This window comes from Alcaligenes sp. PF14, from assembly GCF_037150615.1.
Lineage (GTDB): Bacteria > Pseudomonadota > Gammaproteobacteria > Burkholderiales > Burkholderiaceae_B > Alcaligenes > Alcaligenes phenolicus.
The window spans coordinates 169,855-187,608 of record NZ_JBAGRS010000004.1 but is presented as its reverse complement, the minus strand read 5'-3'; the positions used below and the strand labels follow the sequence as shown (position 1 = coordinate 187,608).

Here is a 17,754-nt window from a genome sequence, read left to right as displayed (position 1 = left end):
GACTCATCAAGGCGAGATCGTACCTAAACGCCCTTTGAGGGACTGCGGCTGACCGCTGAACATCATGGCGTAATAGGTCGCGTTGGAGAGCACGTTTTTCACGTACAAGCGCGTTTCAGTAAAAGGAATGGTTTCTGCAAAAATGGCCCCTTCTACCGGAGTGTTCAAGCGCGAGCGCCACTGGCGGGGACGACCTGGCCCTGCGTTATAGCCTGCCGATGCCAGAACCTGCGATCCATCCAGTTGACCCAGAACCATATTCAGGTAATTGGTACCCAGCACCGTATTCACCTCGAACTCGTTCACACGGGAGGGCGAGAAGTCACGCATATCGATCTTGTTGGCCACCCATTTGGCGGTGGCAGGCATCAGTTGCATCAAACCCGATGCCCCGACACCCGAGCGCGCATCGGTAATAAAGCGCGATTCCTGACGGATCAGGCCATACACCCAGGCCGGGTCCAGATTAATGGACTTGGCCTGCTCAGTTACGCGGCCCTCAAAAGGGGCGATAAAACGCTGGCTGAAGTCGATCTCGTTCTTGGTCAACAAGGAAGTATTCACCACCCGGTCGTAGATATGCTGCTCGCGCGCGAACTCGGCTGCTGCACGCAACTGTCTGTCGTTCATGCCACGCAAGGCAAAGTTCCACTCGGGTACCGCTTCCGGACGCCAACCCAGCTTGAACAGCTCCACCGCACGCAGCAAGCCCGCATTGGTACGGGCATCCTGCATGTCCAGCGGCGTCAAAGGTTGCGGCTGTGGGGGCAAGGAAGGTGTCAGGCCCAACTCTTCCGTGGCCAACTGACCGTAGAAGTTCAGATCACCCACAATGGACTGGAACTTGGCACGAGCCTGATCTTTATGACCCAAGGCTTCATGGGCACGCCCCGACCAGTACACCCAAACCGGCTCGGCCTTCTGCGCATCGTTCATCTTGTCGATGGCGGCAGAGACATGCTTCCACTCGATGGTGCCCTGACGCAACTCGGCGCGCACTTGCCAAGCGTTGTTGTAATCCGTCATGGGGGTACGACCGGAGCGGCGATACCATTTGGCCGCATCGTCTTCCACCCGCAAGGCACTGATCAGACCAAACTGGCCCCACACCCAATTCAGGTTCTCTTGAGGGATCTTGCCCGCCCAGGTACGGTCTATATAGGCCGCTGCGGCATCGCGCTGACCACGGCCCAAACGGGACAAGGCCAAGGACACCAGCTCCGGATTGACCGAACTGTTGTTCACATTACGATCCAGCCATTTCTGTGGCGAAGCCATCAAGGCGGTGTAATCCTTCATTTGCGGCGCAGTGAAGATAATCGCGGCCAGGCGGCGGGCCTGGGATGTACGATTATTTTCCAGAGCATCACGCATCAGATCACGGACCTGATTCTTGCTGATCACTTTACGGGCGTACAACTGGTCCAGTGCCGACCAGCAGGCCTGGCTTGGAGAGAACGACACCAGCAAGTCCTGCACATCCACAGGCTGACCGGCCATGTTCTGTGCCGACGCTACTGCACACTTCACAGCCGAGGTAGGGGCGTGAACGGGGGCCAGCTCACGCACCAAAGCATAGTTGCCGGTACGCGCGGCCGCCACAATCCAGTCGGACTTCAGGCGATTTTCCAGGTATTCGTCTTGATTGCCGCTCAGGAACAAACGAATTTGCTCATCGGGCACGGGCGTGGTCGTATCCTGCAAAATCCGGCGCAAGCGCCAGTATTCGGCGTAAGAACCCAGAACAGGATCATTAGCGGCAACCGGAGCCAGAGCATCGAGCGCCGTCCAGCGCTTGGCCTGCATGGCATCACGGGCGTCAATCAAAGCCTGGCGGGCCGTTGGCGGCACAGGCGGGACTCGATCCCAGCGACGCACGGCTTCTTTGGCAGGCTGCAACGCGACAGCTTGCTTGGCAACGGCAGGATCCGGGGAATGAGTCTGGGCTTGCGGCGACTGCGACCCCGCACAGCCGACCAAACCCAGGGCAAACACCACCAAAGCGCTCAAGGGCGGGCGAGGAAGCATGGATGCCATGCCCCAAGCTGGTGTTTTCTGGTACTTTAGCTGGTTGATACCCATAGTGACGGCCTTTAGAAAATCACCCATGATTCAGAACGTAGAGCATAACGCAGCCGCGCTGCGCACGCGACTAAAAGACCTGCGAGCCGGGCAGCCCTCCATCGACACCAACCGGGGCGCTTTGCTGATACGGGGCCGTCTATTTACCTGGCTGGCCACCAACCGCAGCCGCCTGCGTGAACAGGGCCGTACCGAACCCACTACCATTGCCGCTTTCTGGCCTATGGCCCAGGAGCCGGACTTGCGCCCACTGCTGCTTCAATGGGTGGAAGAGGAAGGCATCAATGTCTGTCTGCCCGTTGTCAAAGAGGCCGATGCCCCTTTGAGCTTTGTCGAGTGGACACCCGAGACCGAAATGGAAAAGGGTCGCTACGGCATCGAAATCCCCATTTCCACTAAAACCATGCAACCGGATATTGTCCTGGTCCCAACCCTGGGCTACACCAGACAGGGTGATCGTCTAGGGTATGGCAAGGGTTACTACGACCGGACCTTGGCGGCGCTGAAAGAACAAAACCACGCTTTTACCAGCATTGGTATTGCCTGGGCAGTGGGCGATTTATCCGGCCAGGCCTACCAGCCCGCCCCGCACGACCAACGCCTGGACAGTATTCTGACTGATAAAGGCTGGGCTGTGCCCGCTCCGGAACTATAAGTAACCCGCTACCACAAACTGTTTAATCCACAACTCTGTTTGCCAAGCAGTTGATTAAACCGGGTCAGATGCTGGCTAGTCAGTTCCCCATGAAAAAACCCGCCAAATGAATGTGGCGGGTTTTTTTTTCGCGACGCGAAGTGCTTAGCGCCAGGTCAGATTCGGCAAGATAGCCATGCTTGCATCTGCCCCGTTCAGGGTGTACATGTGAATGCCAGGAGCGCCGCCATCGAGCAGGTCCTGACACAAGCGTGCCACCACATCGATACCGAAAGCACGAATCGATGCACGATCATCACCAAAATCGGCCAATCGCAGGCGAATCCAGCGCGGCACTTCTGCACCGCACATGGTCGAGAACCGCAGCAACTGGGACGAGTTGGTAATGGGCATGATGCCCGGTGTGATCGGAATCGTGACTCCTTGCGCCTGGGCTCGCTCAACAAAGCTGAAATACGAGTCCGGGTTGAAGAAGTACTGCGTGATCGCACCGTGCGCACCAGCCTTGACCTTGTTCACAAAGTGACCCAGGTCGTCGCTAAAGCCTGTGGCCTGAGGGTGCATCTCGGGATAAGCGGCCACTTCGATATGGAAGTGTTCGCCATAGTTTTCACGAATGAATGACACCAGATCGCTGGCATAGCGCAGTTCGCCCGCGTCACCACCCATACCCGAAGGCAAGTCACCGCGCAGGGCCACGATACGTCGTATGCCCTGATCGCGGTAATTGTCCAGCATCTCGCCAAGCTGCGCGGGCGCCGTACCAATGCACGACAAGTGCGGTGCGACATCAAAGCCCAGTTTTTGCAGCAGTGCTACCGCATCGACCGTGCCAGCACGGGTGGAGCCACCGGCTCCAAACGTCATGCTGACATAGGCGGGGTTCAAGCCCATCAAAGACTTGGCGGTGCGCACCAGTTTTTCCTGCGCCGCGATATCTCGCGGCGGGAAAAACTCCAGGCTCAAGGTTTGCTTGTTGCTCATTTCATTAACAATCCCGACAGCAGCCCGGAAACCAGACTGTAGACGATCGCCCCAATCACGGCCCACCAGAAGCCTTCAACCTGGAAGCCTTTGAGGATGGAGCCCGCAAACCAGAACACCAAGGCGTTGAGCACCAGAAGGAACAAGCCCAAAGTCACAATAGTGATGGGCAAGGTCAGCACAATCAGCAAAGGTTTGACCAAGGTATTGAGCAGGCCCAGTACCAGCGCAGCGATCAGTGCCGAGCCAAACGAGGCAACCGTAATACCAGGCAGGATGTAGGCGACAACCAGCAGGGCAACAGCATTCAGGATCCAGACAAGTAGCAAAGTCATGATAGGGCTCCAAGAATAGGCGTCCGAAGACGCCGGTGCGTTTTAGTAGCGGTAGTGCTCAGCCTTAAATGGCCCTTGCACAGGTACGTTGATGTAATCCGCCTGCGCCTGAGACAAGGTCGACAAGTTCACACCCAATTTCTTCAAGTGCAAACGAGCGACTTTTTCGTCCAGATGCTTGGGCAGTACATATACTTTACCCGTTTCGTAGTTCTCGCCACGAGTGAACAGTTCAATTTGTGCAATGGTCTGGTTCGTGAACGAAGCCGACATCACAAAAGAGGGGTGACCAGTAGCACAACCCAGGTTCACCAGACGGCCCTTGGCCAGCAGAATGATGCGCTTGCCATCAGGGAAAATGATGTGATCAACCTGAGGCTTGATCTCTTCCCACTCCAGATCTTCCACCGAGGCCACGTCAATTTCATTGTCGAAGTGACCGATATTGCACACGATGGCCTGATCTTTCATGCGTTCCATGTGCGAGCGGTCGATCACGTGGTAGTTACCGGTGGCAGTCACGAAGATGTCGGCCTTGTCGGCGGCTTCTTCCATGGTCACAACGCGGTAGCCTTCCATCGAGGCTTGCAGGGCGCAGATAGGGTCAATTTCGGTAACCCAAACCTGGGCGCGCAAGGCGGCCAGTGCTTGGGCACAACCTTTACCCACGTCACCGAAGCCGCAAACCACGGCGATCTTGCCGGCAACCATCACATCGGTAGCACGCTTGATACCGTCTACCAGGGACTCGCGGCAGCCGTACAGGTTGTCGAACTTGGACTTGGTCACCGAGTCGTTCACGTTGATGGCAGGGAAAGCCAGTTCGCCTTTCTTGGCCATCTGGTACAGACGATGCACGCCTGTGGTGGTCTCTTCGGTCACACCCTTGATTTGGGCCAGACGGGTGGAGTACCAGGTTTTGTCGTTTTGCAGACGGGCACGAATGGAGGCGAACATGACGCGCTCTTCTTCGCTGCCGGGTTTGTCCAGAACGGACAGGTCTTTTTCTGCACGGGCACCCAGGTGCAGCAACAAGGTTGCGTCGCCACCGTCGTCCAGAATCATGTTGGCCTGTTCGCCGGGCCAGTCGAAAATGTCGTGGGCGTATTGCCAGTACTCTTCCAGGGTTTCGCCCTTGACGGCGAACACAGGCACGCCAGATGCGGCAATGGCAGCGGCTGCGTGATCTTGAGTGGAGAAGATATTGCACGATGCCCAGCGCACTTCAGCGCCCAGGGCAGTCAGGGTTTCAATCAGAACCCCGGTTTGGATTGTCATGTGCAAACTGCCGGCAATGCGCGCGCCCTTCAGGGGCTGGGAGGCAGCAAATTCCTCGCGGGTGGCCATCAGGCCAGGCATTTCGGTCTCGGCAATGGTCAGCTCGCGGCGGCCCCATTCAGCCAAGGAAATATCGGCAATTTTGTAATCGGTAAAAGTCACAGTCGGGCTCCGTTATACGGCACGCAGACTGCAGGGAGAGCAAATGAATTCTCACCAGCAGCCCGCCATGCAGGTCGTGGTGAGCGTCGTTCTCCAAGGTGGATACCACCTATCCATGCCCCGAGCCTGGCAAGACCGTGAGTCTTGTCGCAACGCCCCTCGAGGATGGCAAATGAATGTGGGTGATTGTACCCGTTTGGATCATCTTGGGAAGACAGCCCCACGGGTAAAAATCATAATTTCTTCTCATGAGACTGGCACTTGCCCGTCCCACCCAGCGTTGCTGGCTGACTGGTTTCCCGGCCCCGACAACGCTGTCAAACTGCAGCAAAGCGCCGCCCGCAAGCGGCCTTTGCCTATCTGCACATCGCTTAGATAGCCTGACGCAAAGCCTGGGCCTTGTCCGTAGCTTCCCAGCTGAACTCGGGTTCGCTGCGGCCAAAGTGACCGTAGGCAGCAGTCTTGGAGTAGATGGGACGCTGCAGATCCAGCATTTCGATGATGCCGCGTGGGCGCAGATCGAAATGTTGGCGAACCAGCTTGGCGATCTCGGTGTCCGGGATCACGCCTGTGCCTTCGGTGTAGATGGTGATATTGATAGGCTCGGCCACACCAATGGCGTAGCTCAGTTGCACCTGACACTGGCGGGCCAGACCGGCTGCCACAATGTTCTTGGCCACATAACGGGCGGCGTAGGCAGCGGAACGATCCACTTTGGAGGGGTCCTTGCCGGAGAAAGCACCACCGCCGTGAGGGCATGCGCCACCGTAGGTATCCACAATGATCTTGCGACCAGTCAGACCGCAATCGCCTTGAGGGCCACCAATCACGAACTTGCCGGTGGGGTTCACCAGGAAGCGGGTTTTCTCGGTCAGCAGATCCGAAGGGAAGCATGGACGAATGATGTGTTCGATCACGGCTTCGTGAATGTCTTTCTGGGACATTTCAGGCGCGTGCTGAGTGGACAGCACCACAGTATCCACTTCGGTAGGACGGCCATCCACGTAGCGGAAGGTCACCTGGGACTTGGCGTCAGGGCGCAACCAGGGCAAACGGCCATCTTTGCGCAGCTCGCTCTGGCGCTGTACCAGGCGGTGGGCGTACCAGATAGGAGCAGGCATCAGATCAGGGGTTTCGTCGCACGCGTAGCCAAACATCAGACCCTGGTCGCCAGCGCCCTGGTTCAGCAACTCTTCTGGGCTGCGATCCACACCTTGGGCGATATCGGGCGACTGCTTGTCATAGGCCACCAGAACGGCGCAGGACTTGTAATCAATGCCGTAATCGCCATTGTCATAGCCAATGCGCTTGATGGTGTCACGGGCAACCTGGATGTAATCCACGTTGGCGTGCGTGGTGATCTCGCCAGCCAGCACCACCAGACCGGTATTGCACAAGGTCTCGGCAGCAACACGTGCCTGAGGATCTTGCTCGAAAATAGCGTCCAGGATGGCGTCGGAGATCTGGTCGGCTACCTTGTCGGGGTGGCCTTCAGAAACGGATTCGGATGTAAAGAGAAAGTCGTTGTTGTTCACAGCGTAGCTTCCTTGAATAAGGGCTGATAATCAGCACGAGGTTGAACAAACTGCGTTGCACCTCGAAGCCAGCGATGTGGATACGATAGACGGGGCGCGACGCTTTAGCGGTTTATAGTGGGCAGCTTGCTGCCCGATCGCTCCGCAAGTTGTCGTTTAACTCAGCGATACAATCCATTTTAAGCGAAAATACGTATTTATTTCAGCAAAACTTCACACTAAAGGATTGCCTGGCCCATGCTCGCGGCACTTTTACGTCTGATGGCTCGTCTGCCTTTACCCGTTCTTCATGGGCTGGGCAAAGGAATCGGACGCCTGATTTACGCTTTTCCCGGACGCTACCGCCGCCGTCTGCAAAGCCACTGCCGACAAGCGGGTTACGACTCCCCCGCATTTTTCCGGCAAGCGGCCGGACAAACCGGCGCCATGATTCTGGAAACACCGCGCGTCTGGTTGTATCCGCAAGCCTGTCTGGCCCGCTGCACCGTCGATGATGTGGCCTTGCTGGAAGCCACCCATGCCGAAGGACGCGGCGTGCTGTATCTGACCCCGCACCTGGGTTGCTTTGAGATTACGGCACGTTATCTGGTGGGTTTAGGCCCACTGACCGTGATGTTTCGCCCACCACGCCAGGCCGTACTGGAACCCCTGATGGTGGAGTCACGTGAACTGCCCGGCCTGCATGCCGTCCCCGCCAATATGAAAGGCGTGCGCGAATTTGTCCGCGCGTTTCGCAAAGGTGAATCGGTAGGCATGTTGCCCGACCAGGTTCCCAGCGGTGGCGATGGCGTATGGGCACCCTTTTTTGGCCGCCCTGCCCTGACCATGACACTGGCTGGCAAGCTGGCCCGCCAGTCCGATGTGCCTGTGATTGTGACCGCTGCCGAACGCCTGCCTAAAGGTCGCGGCTGGCATATTCACACCTTGCGCCTACCCGAGCCGTTGCCCGAAGACCCGACGGAACTGGCCACCCTGATCAACGAATCCATGGAAAGCTTGATACGCCGTTTCCCCACCCAGTATCTGTGGGGCTATAACCGCTACAAGATTCCCCACGATGCGCCCCCTTTGCCTGGCGATACCACCCCATGAGTTTTAATTCTTACCCGCTGCTCAAATCCGTTTTCACCTACTTTGGCCGTGCCTCGGTACGCACGCGCCAGCGTTGGGGTGCTGTGCTGGGCGGGCTGGTGCATCGCTTTGCCTCCCGCCGCCGTCATATCGTGCGTACCAATCTGGATCTATGCTTTCCAGACACGCCCGAGAGCACCCGTCGCGAGTGGGAAAAACAGCACTTCCGCCTGCTGGCCCAATCCTATCTGGACCGGGGCCTGCTCTGGTTTGGTCTGCCCAGCACTATTCTGAACACTCTGCACCTGACGGGCGAAGAACACATCACCCAGGCTCTGGAACAGGGTCGCAAGGTCATGCTGCTGGTGCCTCACTTTCTGGGTATGGATGCGGCGGGTACACGCCTGTCCATGTCCATCTCGCCGTTGGTTGCCTTTTACACTCCCCAACGCGACCCCCATGTGGATCGCCTGATGTACGAAGGCCGTAGCCGCTTCTCCTCCGTCCCGCTGATTTCTCGCAAAGACGGCATTCGTGGTCTGATGCGCGCGCTGCAAAAGGGCCAGCCGATTTATTACCTGCCTGATATGGACTTCGGCACCAAGGGCTCGGCCTTTGTACCCTTTTTCAATGTCCCGGCGGCCACACTCTTGTCCACCGCCCAGATCGCACGCAACCAGGACGCGCTGGTGATTCCGGTTATTTCCCGCGTGGACGCCGAGACTGGTCACTACCATATTCAGGTGCTGGAACCCATGTCCGACTTTCCGGGTGAAGGCAGCCTGGAAGAAGCCACGGAACGCATGAATGCCCTGATCGAAAAATATGTGCGCGAAGACCCGCCGCAGTATTATTGGGTACATCGACGCTTCAAAACCCGCCCTGAAGGTCAACCCGGCATCTACTAGGCCCCATCATGCACAGCACCACCACACCCCAGCCCGCTTCCTCACTTTGGCGTTTCAGCAAAATGCACGGCGCGGGCAATGACTTTGTCATGCTGGATGGTGTCAGGCAAAGCATTGAAATGACTCCCGAACGCGCCCGCGCGCTGGCGGATCGTCACTTCGGCATTGGGGCAGACCAGATCTTGCTGGTGGAAGCCGCAACCGAACCCGGTGCAGATTTCCGATACCGCATATTCAACGCTGACGGTGGCGAGGTCGAACATTGCGGCAACGGCGCTCGCTGCTTTGTCCGCTTCGTACACGAACAAGGCCTGTCCTCGGCCAACCCTTTACGAGCACAAATTCGTACCGGCATCATCAGTTTGAATGACGATCCGGAGCTTGGCGTGGATGTCATGATGGGCACCACCCGATTTGCCCCGGCCGATGTCGCTTTTGACCCTAGCGGGCTGGAACAAAAAACTCAGGGCGAAGATACGCTGTGGCTTCTGCCCGTACCCGATCAAGCCGAACCTGTCGCCCTGTCGCTGGTGTCCATCTCCAATCCGCACGCCGTGCAGGTGGTAGACGATGTGCTGCAGGCGCCGGTTGCCAGCGTCGGCCCCTTCATCGAATCTCATCCGCGTTTTGCTCAGAAGGTCAACGCCGGTTTCATGCAGGTTCTGGACGCCCATCACATCAAGCTGCGCGTCTACGAGCGCGGCGCCGGTGAGACCCTGGCCTGCGGTACAGGCGCTTGTGCGGCTGTGGTGGCAGGCATACGGCGGGGATTGCTCCAAAGCCCGGTTGTCGTTGATACTCGTGGAGGCAGTCTGCGCATTGAATGGGACGGACAGGCGCTACGCATGAGCGGCCCGGCCCAAACCGTCTTTACCGGACAAGTCGATATAGATGCACTGTGTGCGTCCCTAGCCAGAAAGGAAACCTTCTAGACATGGATACCCCCAACAGCCTTAGCGCCGTGGAAGTGGCCCAGTTTTTGAAAGCCAACCCTGATTTCTTCGACGCGCATGCCGATGTTTTTTCCAAACTGATGGTGCCGCACCCCCATCAAAGCCGCGCTATTTCACTGGGCGAGCGCCAGATCATGCTGCTGCGCGAGCGCGGCAAGAAAACCGAGCGCCAACTGGCCACACTGGTCGCCAATGCTCGTGGCAATGAAAAGATCTCGCGCCAACTACATCAATGGAACTGCCAGATGCTGGCCGAGTCCGATCCCGGTGCCCTCCCCGCTCTTATCTGCAGCAGCCTGGAGCGCATTTTTGAAATGCCCGTTGTCCGCCTGCACTGCTGGAATCCGGACGAAGTGCTGGCTGACGACGCGCTGGTCAGCTGGGCCTACACCTTGATCAATCCCTATTGCGGCGTCCGACGCGAACAGGAGTTCCTGGCCGATTTGCAGCAAGACGCGCAATCGGTGGCCATTGTGCCCTTGACGTTTCCGGAGTCGAACACCCTGTTTGGTCTGCTGGTTCTGGGCTCGCCTGAAGCCACGCGTTTTACGGCCGATATGGGTACGGACTTTCTGGAAGGCATTGGCGAATTGTGCAGCGCCGCCCTGCAGCGTTTGTACAAGCCCAGCAGTGTTGATCAAAGCGAATGTCCGGCCTGAAAAAACAAGATCACTCCCCTTCTGGGGACACGCCTCAAAAGCAGCCAGCCGCCCCCCAGGCCCTCAGCCCGGCCATGCAAAGCTGGCTGCATCAACTAAGCCACGAAAAACGCTATTCGGAACACACCCTTAGTGCGTACCGTAATGATTTGCGCCACTTGCTGGCGCAGTACCCAGGTACAGACCCCGACACACTGACTCAAAGCCAGTTGCGACAGGCTGCCGCCCGCTTGCATGCGCAGGGCCTGGCACCACGCAGCCTGGCCCGCATTCTGGCAGCCTGGCGTGGCTACTATCAAGCGCGCACTAAAGAACTGGGTTGGCCCTTGAACCCTGCAGCCAGCCTGAAGGCACCCAAGATAGGCCGCCCTCTGCCCAAGGCCTTGTCCGTAGACCAGACCCAGCAGCTATTGGACCGCCCCACCGCCCCCATTCAGGACGACCCGGTCAGCTGGCGCAATCAGGCCATGTTTGAATTGTTTTATTCCAGCGGACTACGTTTGTCCGAGCTGGTCAGCCTGGACACGCACTATCACCAGGACGCGCACTATCAGTCCAAGAGCTGGTTACTGCTGGATGATCGTGAGCTGGTGGTCAGTGGCAAAGGCGGCAAGACGCGCCGCCTGCCTGTCGGGGAGAAAGCGCTGCATGCCTTGCAGCAGTGGCTGGAAAAGCGCCCGGCTTTGGCATCACTGGCGACCAGCGCAGATGCCAGCGCGGCCCTGTTTCTGGGTGCCCGTGGAGCCCGCATTCACCCACGCGTGGTGCAGCAAGAACTGGAAAACTATGCCCGCGCCAGCGGCCTGCCAGTGCATGTCCACCCGCACAGCTTGCGTCACAGCTTTGCCAGCCATTTGCTGCAATCAGCACAAGACTTGCGGGCGGTGCAGGAACTATTGGGTCATACCAATATTTCCACGACTCAGATTTATACCCGTCTGGACTTCCAGCATCTGGCCCAGGCTTACGATCAGGCCCATCCTCGGGCACAACGCAAGAACCGGGCCAGTGACAAGCCGGAGGAGTGAATCAGGGCTGCAAGGCCTTGACCAACTGGTCTGTGTTCGAGCGCATCATGCCCAGGTAGGTATCCACGCCCGAGCCTGGGGCTCCCAAAGCATCGGAATACAAGGTGCCGCCGACTTTGGCGCCGGTCTCCCGTGCCACTTGCTCGACCAGTTTTGCGCTGACCGTGTTTTCCACAAAAATGGCCTGAATCTGCTCGCTACGCGCTTGCTGGATGATCTGCGCAATATCACGGGCTGAAGGCTCCGCCTGGCTGGATACCCCCACCAAGGGAATGAAACGGATGTCGTAAGCCTTGCCCATATAAGAGAAAGCATCGTGCGAGGTAATGACCTTGCGCTTTTCTACCGGCACCGCCTGCAGGCGGGTTTTGATGGAATCGTCCATCTCCTGAATGCGCTGTGCGTAATCCTTGGCGCGACGCTGGTAGTACTCGGCATTGGCCGGATCAGCCTGCTCCAGACCTTTGCTGATATTACGAACATAGATCTGTGCCAGGCCCAGGCTTTGCCAGGCGTGGGGGTCCTGGCTGCCGTGCTGATGACTATGGTCATGCCCGCCGTGGGACTGTGTATCCTCTTTGGCGTGGGTCTGCTCATGGTCGTGGGCATGCTCAGGTTCGGAGTCGTGACCGTGGTCATGGTCATGGTCATGGTCATGGTCATGGTCATGACCAGCATGATCCTCGTGTCCGCCACCTTCAAATGCCAAAGGCGTAATACCTTCTGTCGCCACGACTTGCGGCCCTTTATAGCCTGCTGCCTGCTGCAAGCGTGGCAACCAGGTCTCGAACTCCAGACCATTGATCACCAGCAGTTGCGCGTTAGCCAAGGTCTTTGCATCACTGGGACGCGGCTCAAACGAATGGGCATCCCCATTGGCGGGCACAATCGTGCTGGCCATAACCTTGTCGCCGCCTATCTCCTTGACCATATCGTTCAAAATCGAGAAGCTGCTGACCACACGCAAAGGCTCCGCCTGCACCGACAGGCTGGCCGCCAGCAAGCCCAGGGCCAGCACCGTGCGGCCTGAGTAAATGTCTCGCATTTTCATCAATCGTGCTCCAAGAGAGAGGCCATGCGCCGACGCCGTGCACGCCATTGGGAATAAGCACGCAGCAAACCGCCTTGGGGGCCAAAGGTGATAGAAAGAAAATAGAAGGCGCCGGCTGCCAAAATAATCGCGGGCGAAGCAGGCACGTTGTAGTAGTACGAGAACAGCAGGCCCAGATAGGCGCTGATCATGCCCAGCAAGGCCGCCACCAGCATCTGACGACCAACGGAATACACCCAGAATCGGGCCGAGGCAGCGGGCAGCATCATGATCCCCACCACCATCAAGGTTCCCAGCACCTGGAAGCCAGCCACCAGCGTGATGACCAGCATGAACAAGAACAACATATGGACGACGGAACCGCGCCCGCCTTGCGTGCGCAAAAAGATCGGGTCCATGCACTCCAGCACCAGAGGCCGGAATACCAAAGCCAGAATAATCAGCGTAACCGTCGTGCTGCTGGTCACTAGCAGCAAGGAGGCATCATCCAGGCCCAGCACCGTGCCAAACAGCACATGGATCAAATCCATATTGGAGCCGCGCAAGGACACCAGCAGCACCCCCAGCCCCAGGGATACCAGGTAGAAGGCCGCAAAACTGGCGTCCTCCCGTTGTGGTGTCAGGCGGGCCACCAGTCCGGCCAGCAAGGCGACAACCAGGCCGGTAATCATGCCGCCTATGGCCATCGCGCTTAAAGACAGGCCCGCCGTCAGAAATCCAACCGCCACACCGGGCAGGATGGCATGTGCCATGGCATCGCCCATCAGGCTCATGCGGCGCAACACCAGGAATACCCCCAAAGGTCCGGCCGCTGCAGCCAGGGCGAAAGAACCAGCCAGTGCGCGCTTCATGAAACCAAAGTCCATGAAGGGGCCAAACAGCACATCAATCAGCGCCATCATAGGTAGTCCCCCGCGCACAAATGGCGAGCCAGATGCAGGTTCTCCGGCGTCAGCACCGCCTCGGTCTCACCCCAGCCCACCACCTGCCCGGCAAGCAGCACGGTTTGCGGAAAACAGCTACGCACCATATCCAGATCATGCAGCACGGCCATCACGGTACGGCCCTGTTTGTGCCAGTCCAGAATCAGGTTCATCAATTCGTCCGAGGTTGCACGGTCCACCGCAGCAAAAGGCTCGTCCAGCAACAATATCTGGGCGTCCTGCATGATCATGCGGGCAAACAGGGCTCGCTGTAATTGCCCACCCGACAAAGTGCCAATGGAGCGACGCGCAAAGTCGGCCAGCCCCACCTGCTCCAGCGCATGGCCAATACGTTCATGTTCTGCCTTGGGAAATCCGCCCCAGGCACCCACGCGCTTCCAGGCTCCCATGGCCACCAGGTCATGCACTGTCACAGGGAAGCTTTTATCCAGATCGCCCATTTGCGGCAACAAGGCCAACTGATCCAGAAAACCGCTATCGACGGCAATGCGCCCTTTCAGGGGATTGATCTGCCCTGTCAGCCCTTTCAACAAGGTGGATTTGCCCGCCCCATTTGGCCCCACAATGGCCGTCAGCGAACCGCGTTTGAAACAGCCGCTGATGTCGCGCAAGGCTATCTTGTCTTTCCAGCCCAGCGCCACATGGTCAAGCTCGATCAAGGTTTGGTGTGAACTCATGCCTCTACCATGCACCCAATGCCCAGGTGGTCAGCAACCACAGGACTGCTGACACGCACAAAGCGCCCAGTACGCGCTGCCCGGCCGAAGCCAGCAGGAGCGAACGGCGGGGTGCCGGACTACGGGGAGCCGAGGAAAATTGAGAACAGGACATGAAACAGGGATAATGCGGCTAGATTGGGAATTTAATTTTTCCAAAGATGTTATAACATAACAAACACCCTATCAAGCGCCATGCCTGTACATATTCTTACGCCCAACGCCATTGAAGATCAGCTCGCTACCGCTGAACAGCTTTGTCTGGAACGCGGTAAACGGCTGACTTCAATTCGCCGCCAGGTGCTGGAAATCCTGATTCAGGCCCAGCGCAGTTTGCGCGCCTACGAACTGCTGGATCTGGTTCGCGAGTTCCAGCCCGGCGCCAAACCCCCTACCGTTTACCGCGCCCTGGACTTTCTGACGGAAGAAGGCCTGATCCACCGCCTGGATGCCGTCAATGCCTGGACGGCCTGTGTGGATGCCGGCGGCCACCCCCACGACTTGCTGATTGTCTGCACCCAGTGCGGCACCGTGGTGGAGCTGTGCGCTCCGGACCTGAGCCAAAGGCTGGCCGACTGTGTGCGCGGAGCGGGCTTTGCCCTGTCCGGCCACGAAACTGAACTGCGCGGCCTGTGCCAACGTTGCGTTGCAGCTAAAAACGAGCGAAAACCCTTATCTGCCCCCTAAAACGTGGTATTTTGCCGCCAATCGGTATATATTCCCCGATCTATTGGCAAACCTCTGTGAATTTTTACAGATCACCGTTTGCCCAACAGGCAAGGCTGTGATGTAATCGCACGTTGTTTTCGTGCGGAGCAGATGGGTGCAGGAAGCCGCGGTTGGTGCCGTGCCTTGTACCTTTCGCCCGCCACTGCGAGGCATGTTTATGAACGCGGCATCAGATCTGAACAACATGGTTCCAGTCACTGTTCTGACTGGTTTTTTGGGCGCTGGTAAAACCACGCTGCTCAAGCGCATCCTGAGCGAATATCACGGTCGACGCATTGCCGTCATCGAAAACGAATTCGGGCCCGAAGGTATCGACAACGAACTGTTGGTGCAGGACTCCGAAGAAGAAATCGTTGAGCTGAGCAATGGTTGCGTATGTTGCACCGTGCGTGGTGACCTGATGCGCACCCTGAATGATTTGCGCGTTCGCCGCCAGGCAGGCGAACTGAAGTTCGAGCGCGTCATCATCGAGACCACCGGCATGGCTAACCCCGGCCCGGTCTGCCAGACCTTCTTCATGGACGATGATATTGCCGACTACTATCGGCTGGACGCGGTCATCACGGTCGTGGATGCCAAACACGGCATGGCCACACTGGACCAGCAAGAAGAAGCTCAAAAACAAGTTGGTTTTGCGGACCGCCTGCTGATCTCCAAAAAAGATCTGGTCAACGATGTGGATTACGAGGCCCTGCGTGCCCGTCTGATCCGCATCAACCCGCGAGCCACGATTACGCCGGTTCACTTCGGTGAAACCGACATCAAGGATTTGCTGGAAGTCAGCGGTTTCAACCTGAATTCCATTTTGGACATTGATCCTCAATTCCTGGCAGAGCAACACCCCGATGCGGCGGACGGCCATGATCACCATCACGATCATGCCCACGGCGACGAAGGCGAGTGCGGTCCGGGCTGCGGACACGATCACCATCATCACCACCACGAGCACGCAGCTCACAATGACGAAATCGGGGCTTTCGTGTTCCGTTCGGACCGTCCTTTCGACCCCGAGCGTCTGGAAGATTTCCTGTCGGGCATTGTCCAGGTATTTGGACCAGATCTGATGCGCTACAAGGGCATCCTGTATCTGAAGGGCATCAATCGCCGTATGCTGTTTCAGGGCGTACACATGATGATGAGCGCCGAGCCTGGCAATGCCTGGCTGGCCAAAGATAAAAAGGGCACCAAGCTGGTCTTTATTGGCCGCAAATTGCCACAAGACATATTCACCCAGGGCCTGGAGAATTGCCTGGTTTGAATTAATAATTATTCAGTAAATGCGGAGCGATTGCGCGTGACGACAGTTACAGGCTCCCAGACGTCAACAAGAGGTAAGCATCATGGCAACTAAGTCACATGACAGTACTACAACCCTGCTGACCGAGCAGGAGCTTTTGGCGATGCCTGAGTCAGACTACATGAACGCCGCCCAGCTGGAGTTTTTCAAGCATCGCTTGCGCCAGCTGGAGCAAGACATTCTGGCCAACGCGGGTGCTACAACGGAAAACCTGCGTGAAACCCAGTTCGTTCCTGACCCGGCTGACCGTGCCACGATCGAAGAAGAACACGCTCTGGAGCTGCGTACCCGCGACCGCGAACGCAAACTGCTCAAGAAAGTGCAACAGTCCATCGCCCTGATCGATTCGGGCGAATACGGCTGGTGTGAGGAAACTGGCGAGCCCATCGGCCTGCCTCGTTTGCTGGCACGTCCTACGGCTAACCTGTCTCTGGAAGCCCAGGAGCGTCGCGAGAAGCGTCAAAAGATGTTTGGGGACTGATAGGCGGCAAGGCCCATCACCCTGATAAAAAGCCCGCCTGATCATTCTGGCGGGCTTTTTTGTGGGTCACCCAACTCGATCCAACCCACTTGTGTACGCTGCTGAAAATAAGCAGGCTCAAAAAAGCCGGCTGCGTCTACCGCTAGCAGGCCAACAGGCTGCTTGCACGCCAAGAAGCCAGGCGACATACGAGAACCCCTGCAGCAGCCCCTGCCAAGGGAAGCCACCCTGTTTCAGCCCGGTTTCCAGGCACGACCCTCAGTCGGCAAAAACTTCCTGCTGTCATGCGCTTGAAATTTCCTGCCCGGCCCCCAGATGGGAACCTTAAAGGAAGGAAATCATGGAACAATTTCACGCCACTACTATTGTCTGTGTACGCCGCGGAGATCAGGTCGCCATTGGCGGCGATGGTCAGGTCACCCTGGGCAATATCGTCATCAAGGGCACGGCCCGCAAAATTCGCCGTTTGTACAACGACAGCATCCTGGCCGGTTTTGCCGGTGCGACGGCTGACGCCTTCACCTTGCAAGAGCGCTTTGAAGCGAAGCTGGAAAAGCACCAGGGCAACCTGCTGCGCGCCGCCGTCGAACTGACGCGCGACTGGCGCACCGACCGCGTTCTGCGCCGTCTGGAAGCCATGCTGTTGGTGGCGGACAAGGAGCACACGCTGGTGCTGACCGGCAATGGCGACGTGCTCGAACCCGAACATGGCCTGGCCGCCATCGGCTCGGGCGGCTCCTATGCCCAATCTGCCGCCATGGCCTTGCTGCAAAACACCGATATGGCTCCCGCCGACATCGTCAAGAAATCGTTGGAGATCGCAGGTGATCTGTGCATCTACACCAACCAGAACCATATCGTCGAAACACTCTGACAGCCGGATACA

General features: G+C 57.8%; 18 protein-coding genes and 1 riboswitch. Of the genes, 10 read left to right on the top strand and 8 right to left on the bottom strand.

Translation table 11 applies throughout. The annotated features are described in order from the left end of the window. Positions 1 to 6: 6 nt before the first annotated feature. Positions 7 to 2,109, bottom strand: coding sequence for a lytic transglycosylase domain-containing protein (locus WFM49_RS10325; RefSeq protein WP_336973076.1), 2,103 nt, complete (start codon positions 2,107 to 2,109; stop codon positions 7 to 9). On the opposite strand from WFM49_RS10325, the gene WFM49_RS10320 reads away from it, so the two are divergent. Then, on the top strand, positions 2,108 to 2,737 hold the full coding sequence (locus WFM49_RS10320) for a 5-formyltetrahydrofolate cyclo-ligase (RefSeq protein WP_009462592.1): 630 nt from the start codon (positions 2,108 to 2,110) through the stop codon (positions 2,735 to 2,737). The genes WFM49_RS10325 and WFM49_RS10320 overlap by 2 nt on opposite strands. A gap of 144 nt (positions 2,738 to 2,881) precedes the next feature. Here the strand turns inward: WFM49_RS10320 and metF are convergent, their stop codons facing one another. From metF to metK, 4 genes are all read right to left on the bottom strand, one after another. Further along, on the bottom strand, positions 2,882 to 3,721 hold the full coding sequence (gene metF, locus WFM49_RS10315; protein WP_021447042.1) for a methylenetetrahydrofolate reductase [NAD(P)H]: 840 nt from the start codon (positions 3,719 to 3,721) through the stop codon (positions 2,882 to 2,884). Next, complete coding sequence (locus WFM49_RS10310) at positions 3,718 to 4,056, bottom strand: phage holin family protein (protein ID WP_009462594.1); 339 nt, start codon at positions 4,054 to 4,056, stop codon at positions 3,718 to 3,720. The genes metF and WFM49_RS10310 overlap by 4 nt, the downstream gene beginning before the upstream one ends. Before the next feature lie 42 nt (positions 4,057 to 4,098). Continuing rightward, positions 4,099 to 5,496: an adenosylhomocysteinase gene (ahcY, locus tag WFM49_RS10305; protein ID WP_026484121.1), complete on the bottom strand. Its 1,398-nt coding sequence runs from the start codon at positions 5,494 to 5,496 to the stop codon at positions 4,099 to 4,101. Between the two features lie 74 nt (positions 5,497 to 5,570). Beyond that, positions 5,571 to 5,663, bottom strand: a riboswitch (S-adenosyl-L-homocysteine riboswitch). A 204-nt stretch (positions 5,664 to 5,867) separates the two neighbouring features. Continuing rightward, on the bottom strand, positions 5,868 to 7,031 hold the full coding sequence (metK, locus tag WFM49_RS10300; RefSeq protein ID WP_009462596.1) for a methionine adenosyltransferase: 1,164 nt from the start codon (positions 7,029 to 7,031) through the stop codon (positions 5,868 to 5,870). A gap of 237 nt (positions 7,032 to 7,268) precedes the next feature. Between metK and WFM49_RS10295 the strand changes: the two genes are divergently transcribed. From WFM49_RS10295 to WFM49_RS10275, 5 genes are read left to right on the top strand one after another with little or no spacing between them, the layout of a single operon-like run. After that, entirely contained in the window at positions 7,269 to 8,123 is an 855-nt protein-coding gene (locus WFM49_RS10295) for a lysophospholipid acyltransferase family protein (protein WP_083054272.1), read from the top strand. Then, positions 8,120 to 9,010, top strand: coding sequence for a lysophospholipid acyltransferase family protein (locus WFM49_RS10290; protein WP_009462598.1), 891 nt, complete (start codon positions 8,120 to 8,122; stop codon positions 9,008 to 9,010). The genes WFM49_RS10295 and WFM49_RS10290 overlap by 4 nt, the downstream gene beginning before the upstream one ends. 8 nt (positions 9,011 to 9,018) lie before the next feature. Then, entirely contained in the window at positions 9,019 to 9,942 is a 924-nt protein-coding gene (dapF, locus tag WFM49_RS10285) for a diaminopimelate epimerase (protein ID WP_203145158.1), read from the top strand. Between the two features lie 2 nt (positions 9,943 to 9,944). Then, positions 9,945 to 10,622 carry a DUF484 family protein gene (locus WFM49_RS10280; RefSeq protein WP_250756639.1) on the top strand — a complete coding sequence of 226 codons (678 nt, stop codon included), beginning with the start codon at positions 9,945 to 9,947 and terminating at the stop codon, positions 10,620 to 10,622. Continuing rightward, positions 10,610 to 11,650 (top strand): tyrosine recombinase XerC, encoded by a 1,041-nt coding sequence (locus tag WFM49_RS10275; protein WP_009462602.1) that lies wholly within the window; start codon positions 10,610 to 10,612, stop codon positions 11,648 to 11,650. The genes WFM49_RS10280 and WFM49_RS10275 overlap by 13 nt, the downstream gene beginning before the upstream one ends. A 1-nt stretch (position 11,651) precedes the next feature. On the opposite strand, the gene WFM49_RS10270 is transcribed toward WFM49_RS10275, so the two are convergent. From WFM49_RS10270 to WFM49_RS10260, 3 genes are read right to left on the bottom strand one after another with little or no spacing between them, the layout of a single operon-like run. Further along, a complete protein-coding gene (locus tag WFM49_RS10270) occupies positions 11,652 to 12,701 on the bottom strand; it encodes a metal ABC transporter substrate-binding protein (RefSeq protein ID WP_250756638.1) in 1,050 nt (349 codons plus the stop codon). Next, positions 12,701 to 13,600, bottom strand: a complete 900-nt coding sequence (locus WFM49_RS10265; protein WP_031232761.1) for a metal ABC transporter permease — start codon at positions 13,598 to 13,600, stop codon at positions 12,701 to 12,703. Before WFM49_RS10265 ends, WFM49_RS10270 begins: the two co-directional genes overlap by 1 nt. Beyond that, positions 13,600 to 14,322, bottom strand: a complete 723-nt coding sequence (locus WFM49_RS10260; protein ID WP_009462606.1) for a metal ABC transporter ATP-binding protein — start codon at positions 14,320 to 14,322, stop codon at positions 13,600 to 13,602. Before WFM49_RS10260 ends, WFM49_RS10265 begins: the two co-directional genes overlap by 1 nt. A gap of 234 nt (positions 14,323 to 14,556) precedes the next feature. Between WFM49_RS10260 and WFM49_RS10255 the strand changes: the two genes are divergently transcribed. The 4 genes from WFM49_RS10255 to hslV all read left to right on the top strand — a co-directional run bounded on the left by WFM49_RS10255 (position 14,557) and on the right by hslV (position 17,742). Next, positions 14,557 to 15,048: a Fur family transcriptional regulator gene (locus tag WFM49_RS10255; RefSeq protein ID WP_009462608.1), complete on the top strand. Its 492-nt coding sequence runs from the start codon at positions 14,557 to 14,559 to the stop codon at positions 15,046 to 15,048. Positions 15,049 to 15,247: 199 nt separating this feature from the next. Beyond that, complete coding sequence (locus WFM49_RS10250; protein ID WP_009462610.1) at positions 15,248 to 16,348, top strand: CobW family GTP-binding protein; 1,101 nt, start codon at positions 15,248 to 15,250, stop codon at positions 16,346 to 16,348. Between the two features lie 82 nt (positions 16,349 to 16,430). Beyond that, positions 16,431 to 16,868, top strand: a complete 438-nt coding sequence (dksA, locus tag WFM49_RS10245; protein WP_026484112.1) for an RNA polymerase-binding protein DksA — start codon at positions 16,431 to 16,433, stop codon at positions 16,866 to 16,868. Positions 16,869 to 17,208: 340 nt separating this feature from the next. Then, positions 17,209 to 17,742, top strand: a complete 534-nt coding sequence (hslV, locus tag WFM49_RS10240) for an ATP-dependent protease subunit HslV (RefSeq protein WP_009462614.1) — start codon at positions 17,209 to 17,211, stop codon at positions 17,740 to 17,742. Positions 17,743 to 17,754: the final 12 nt, after the last annotated feature.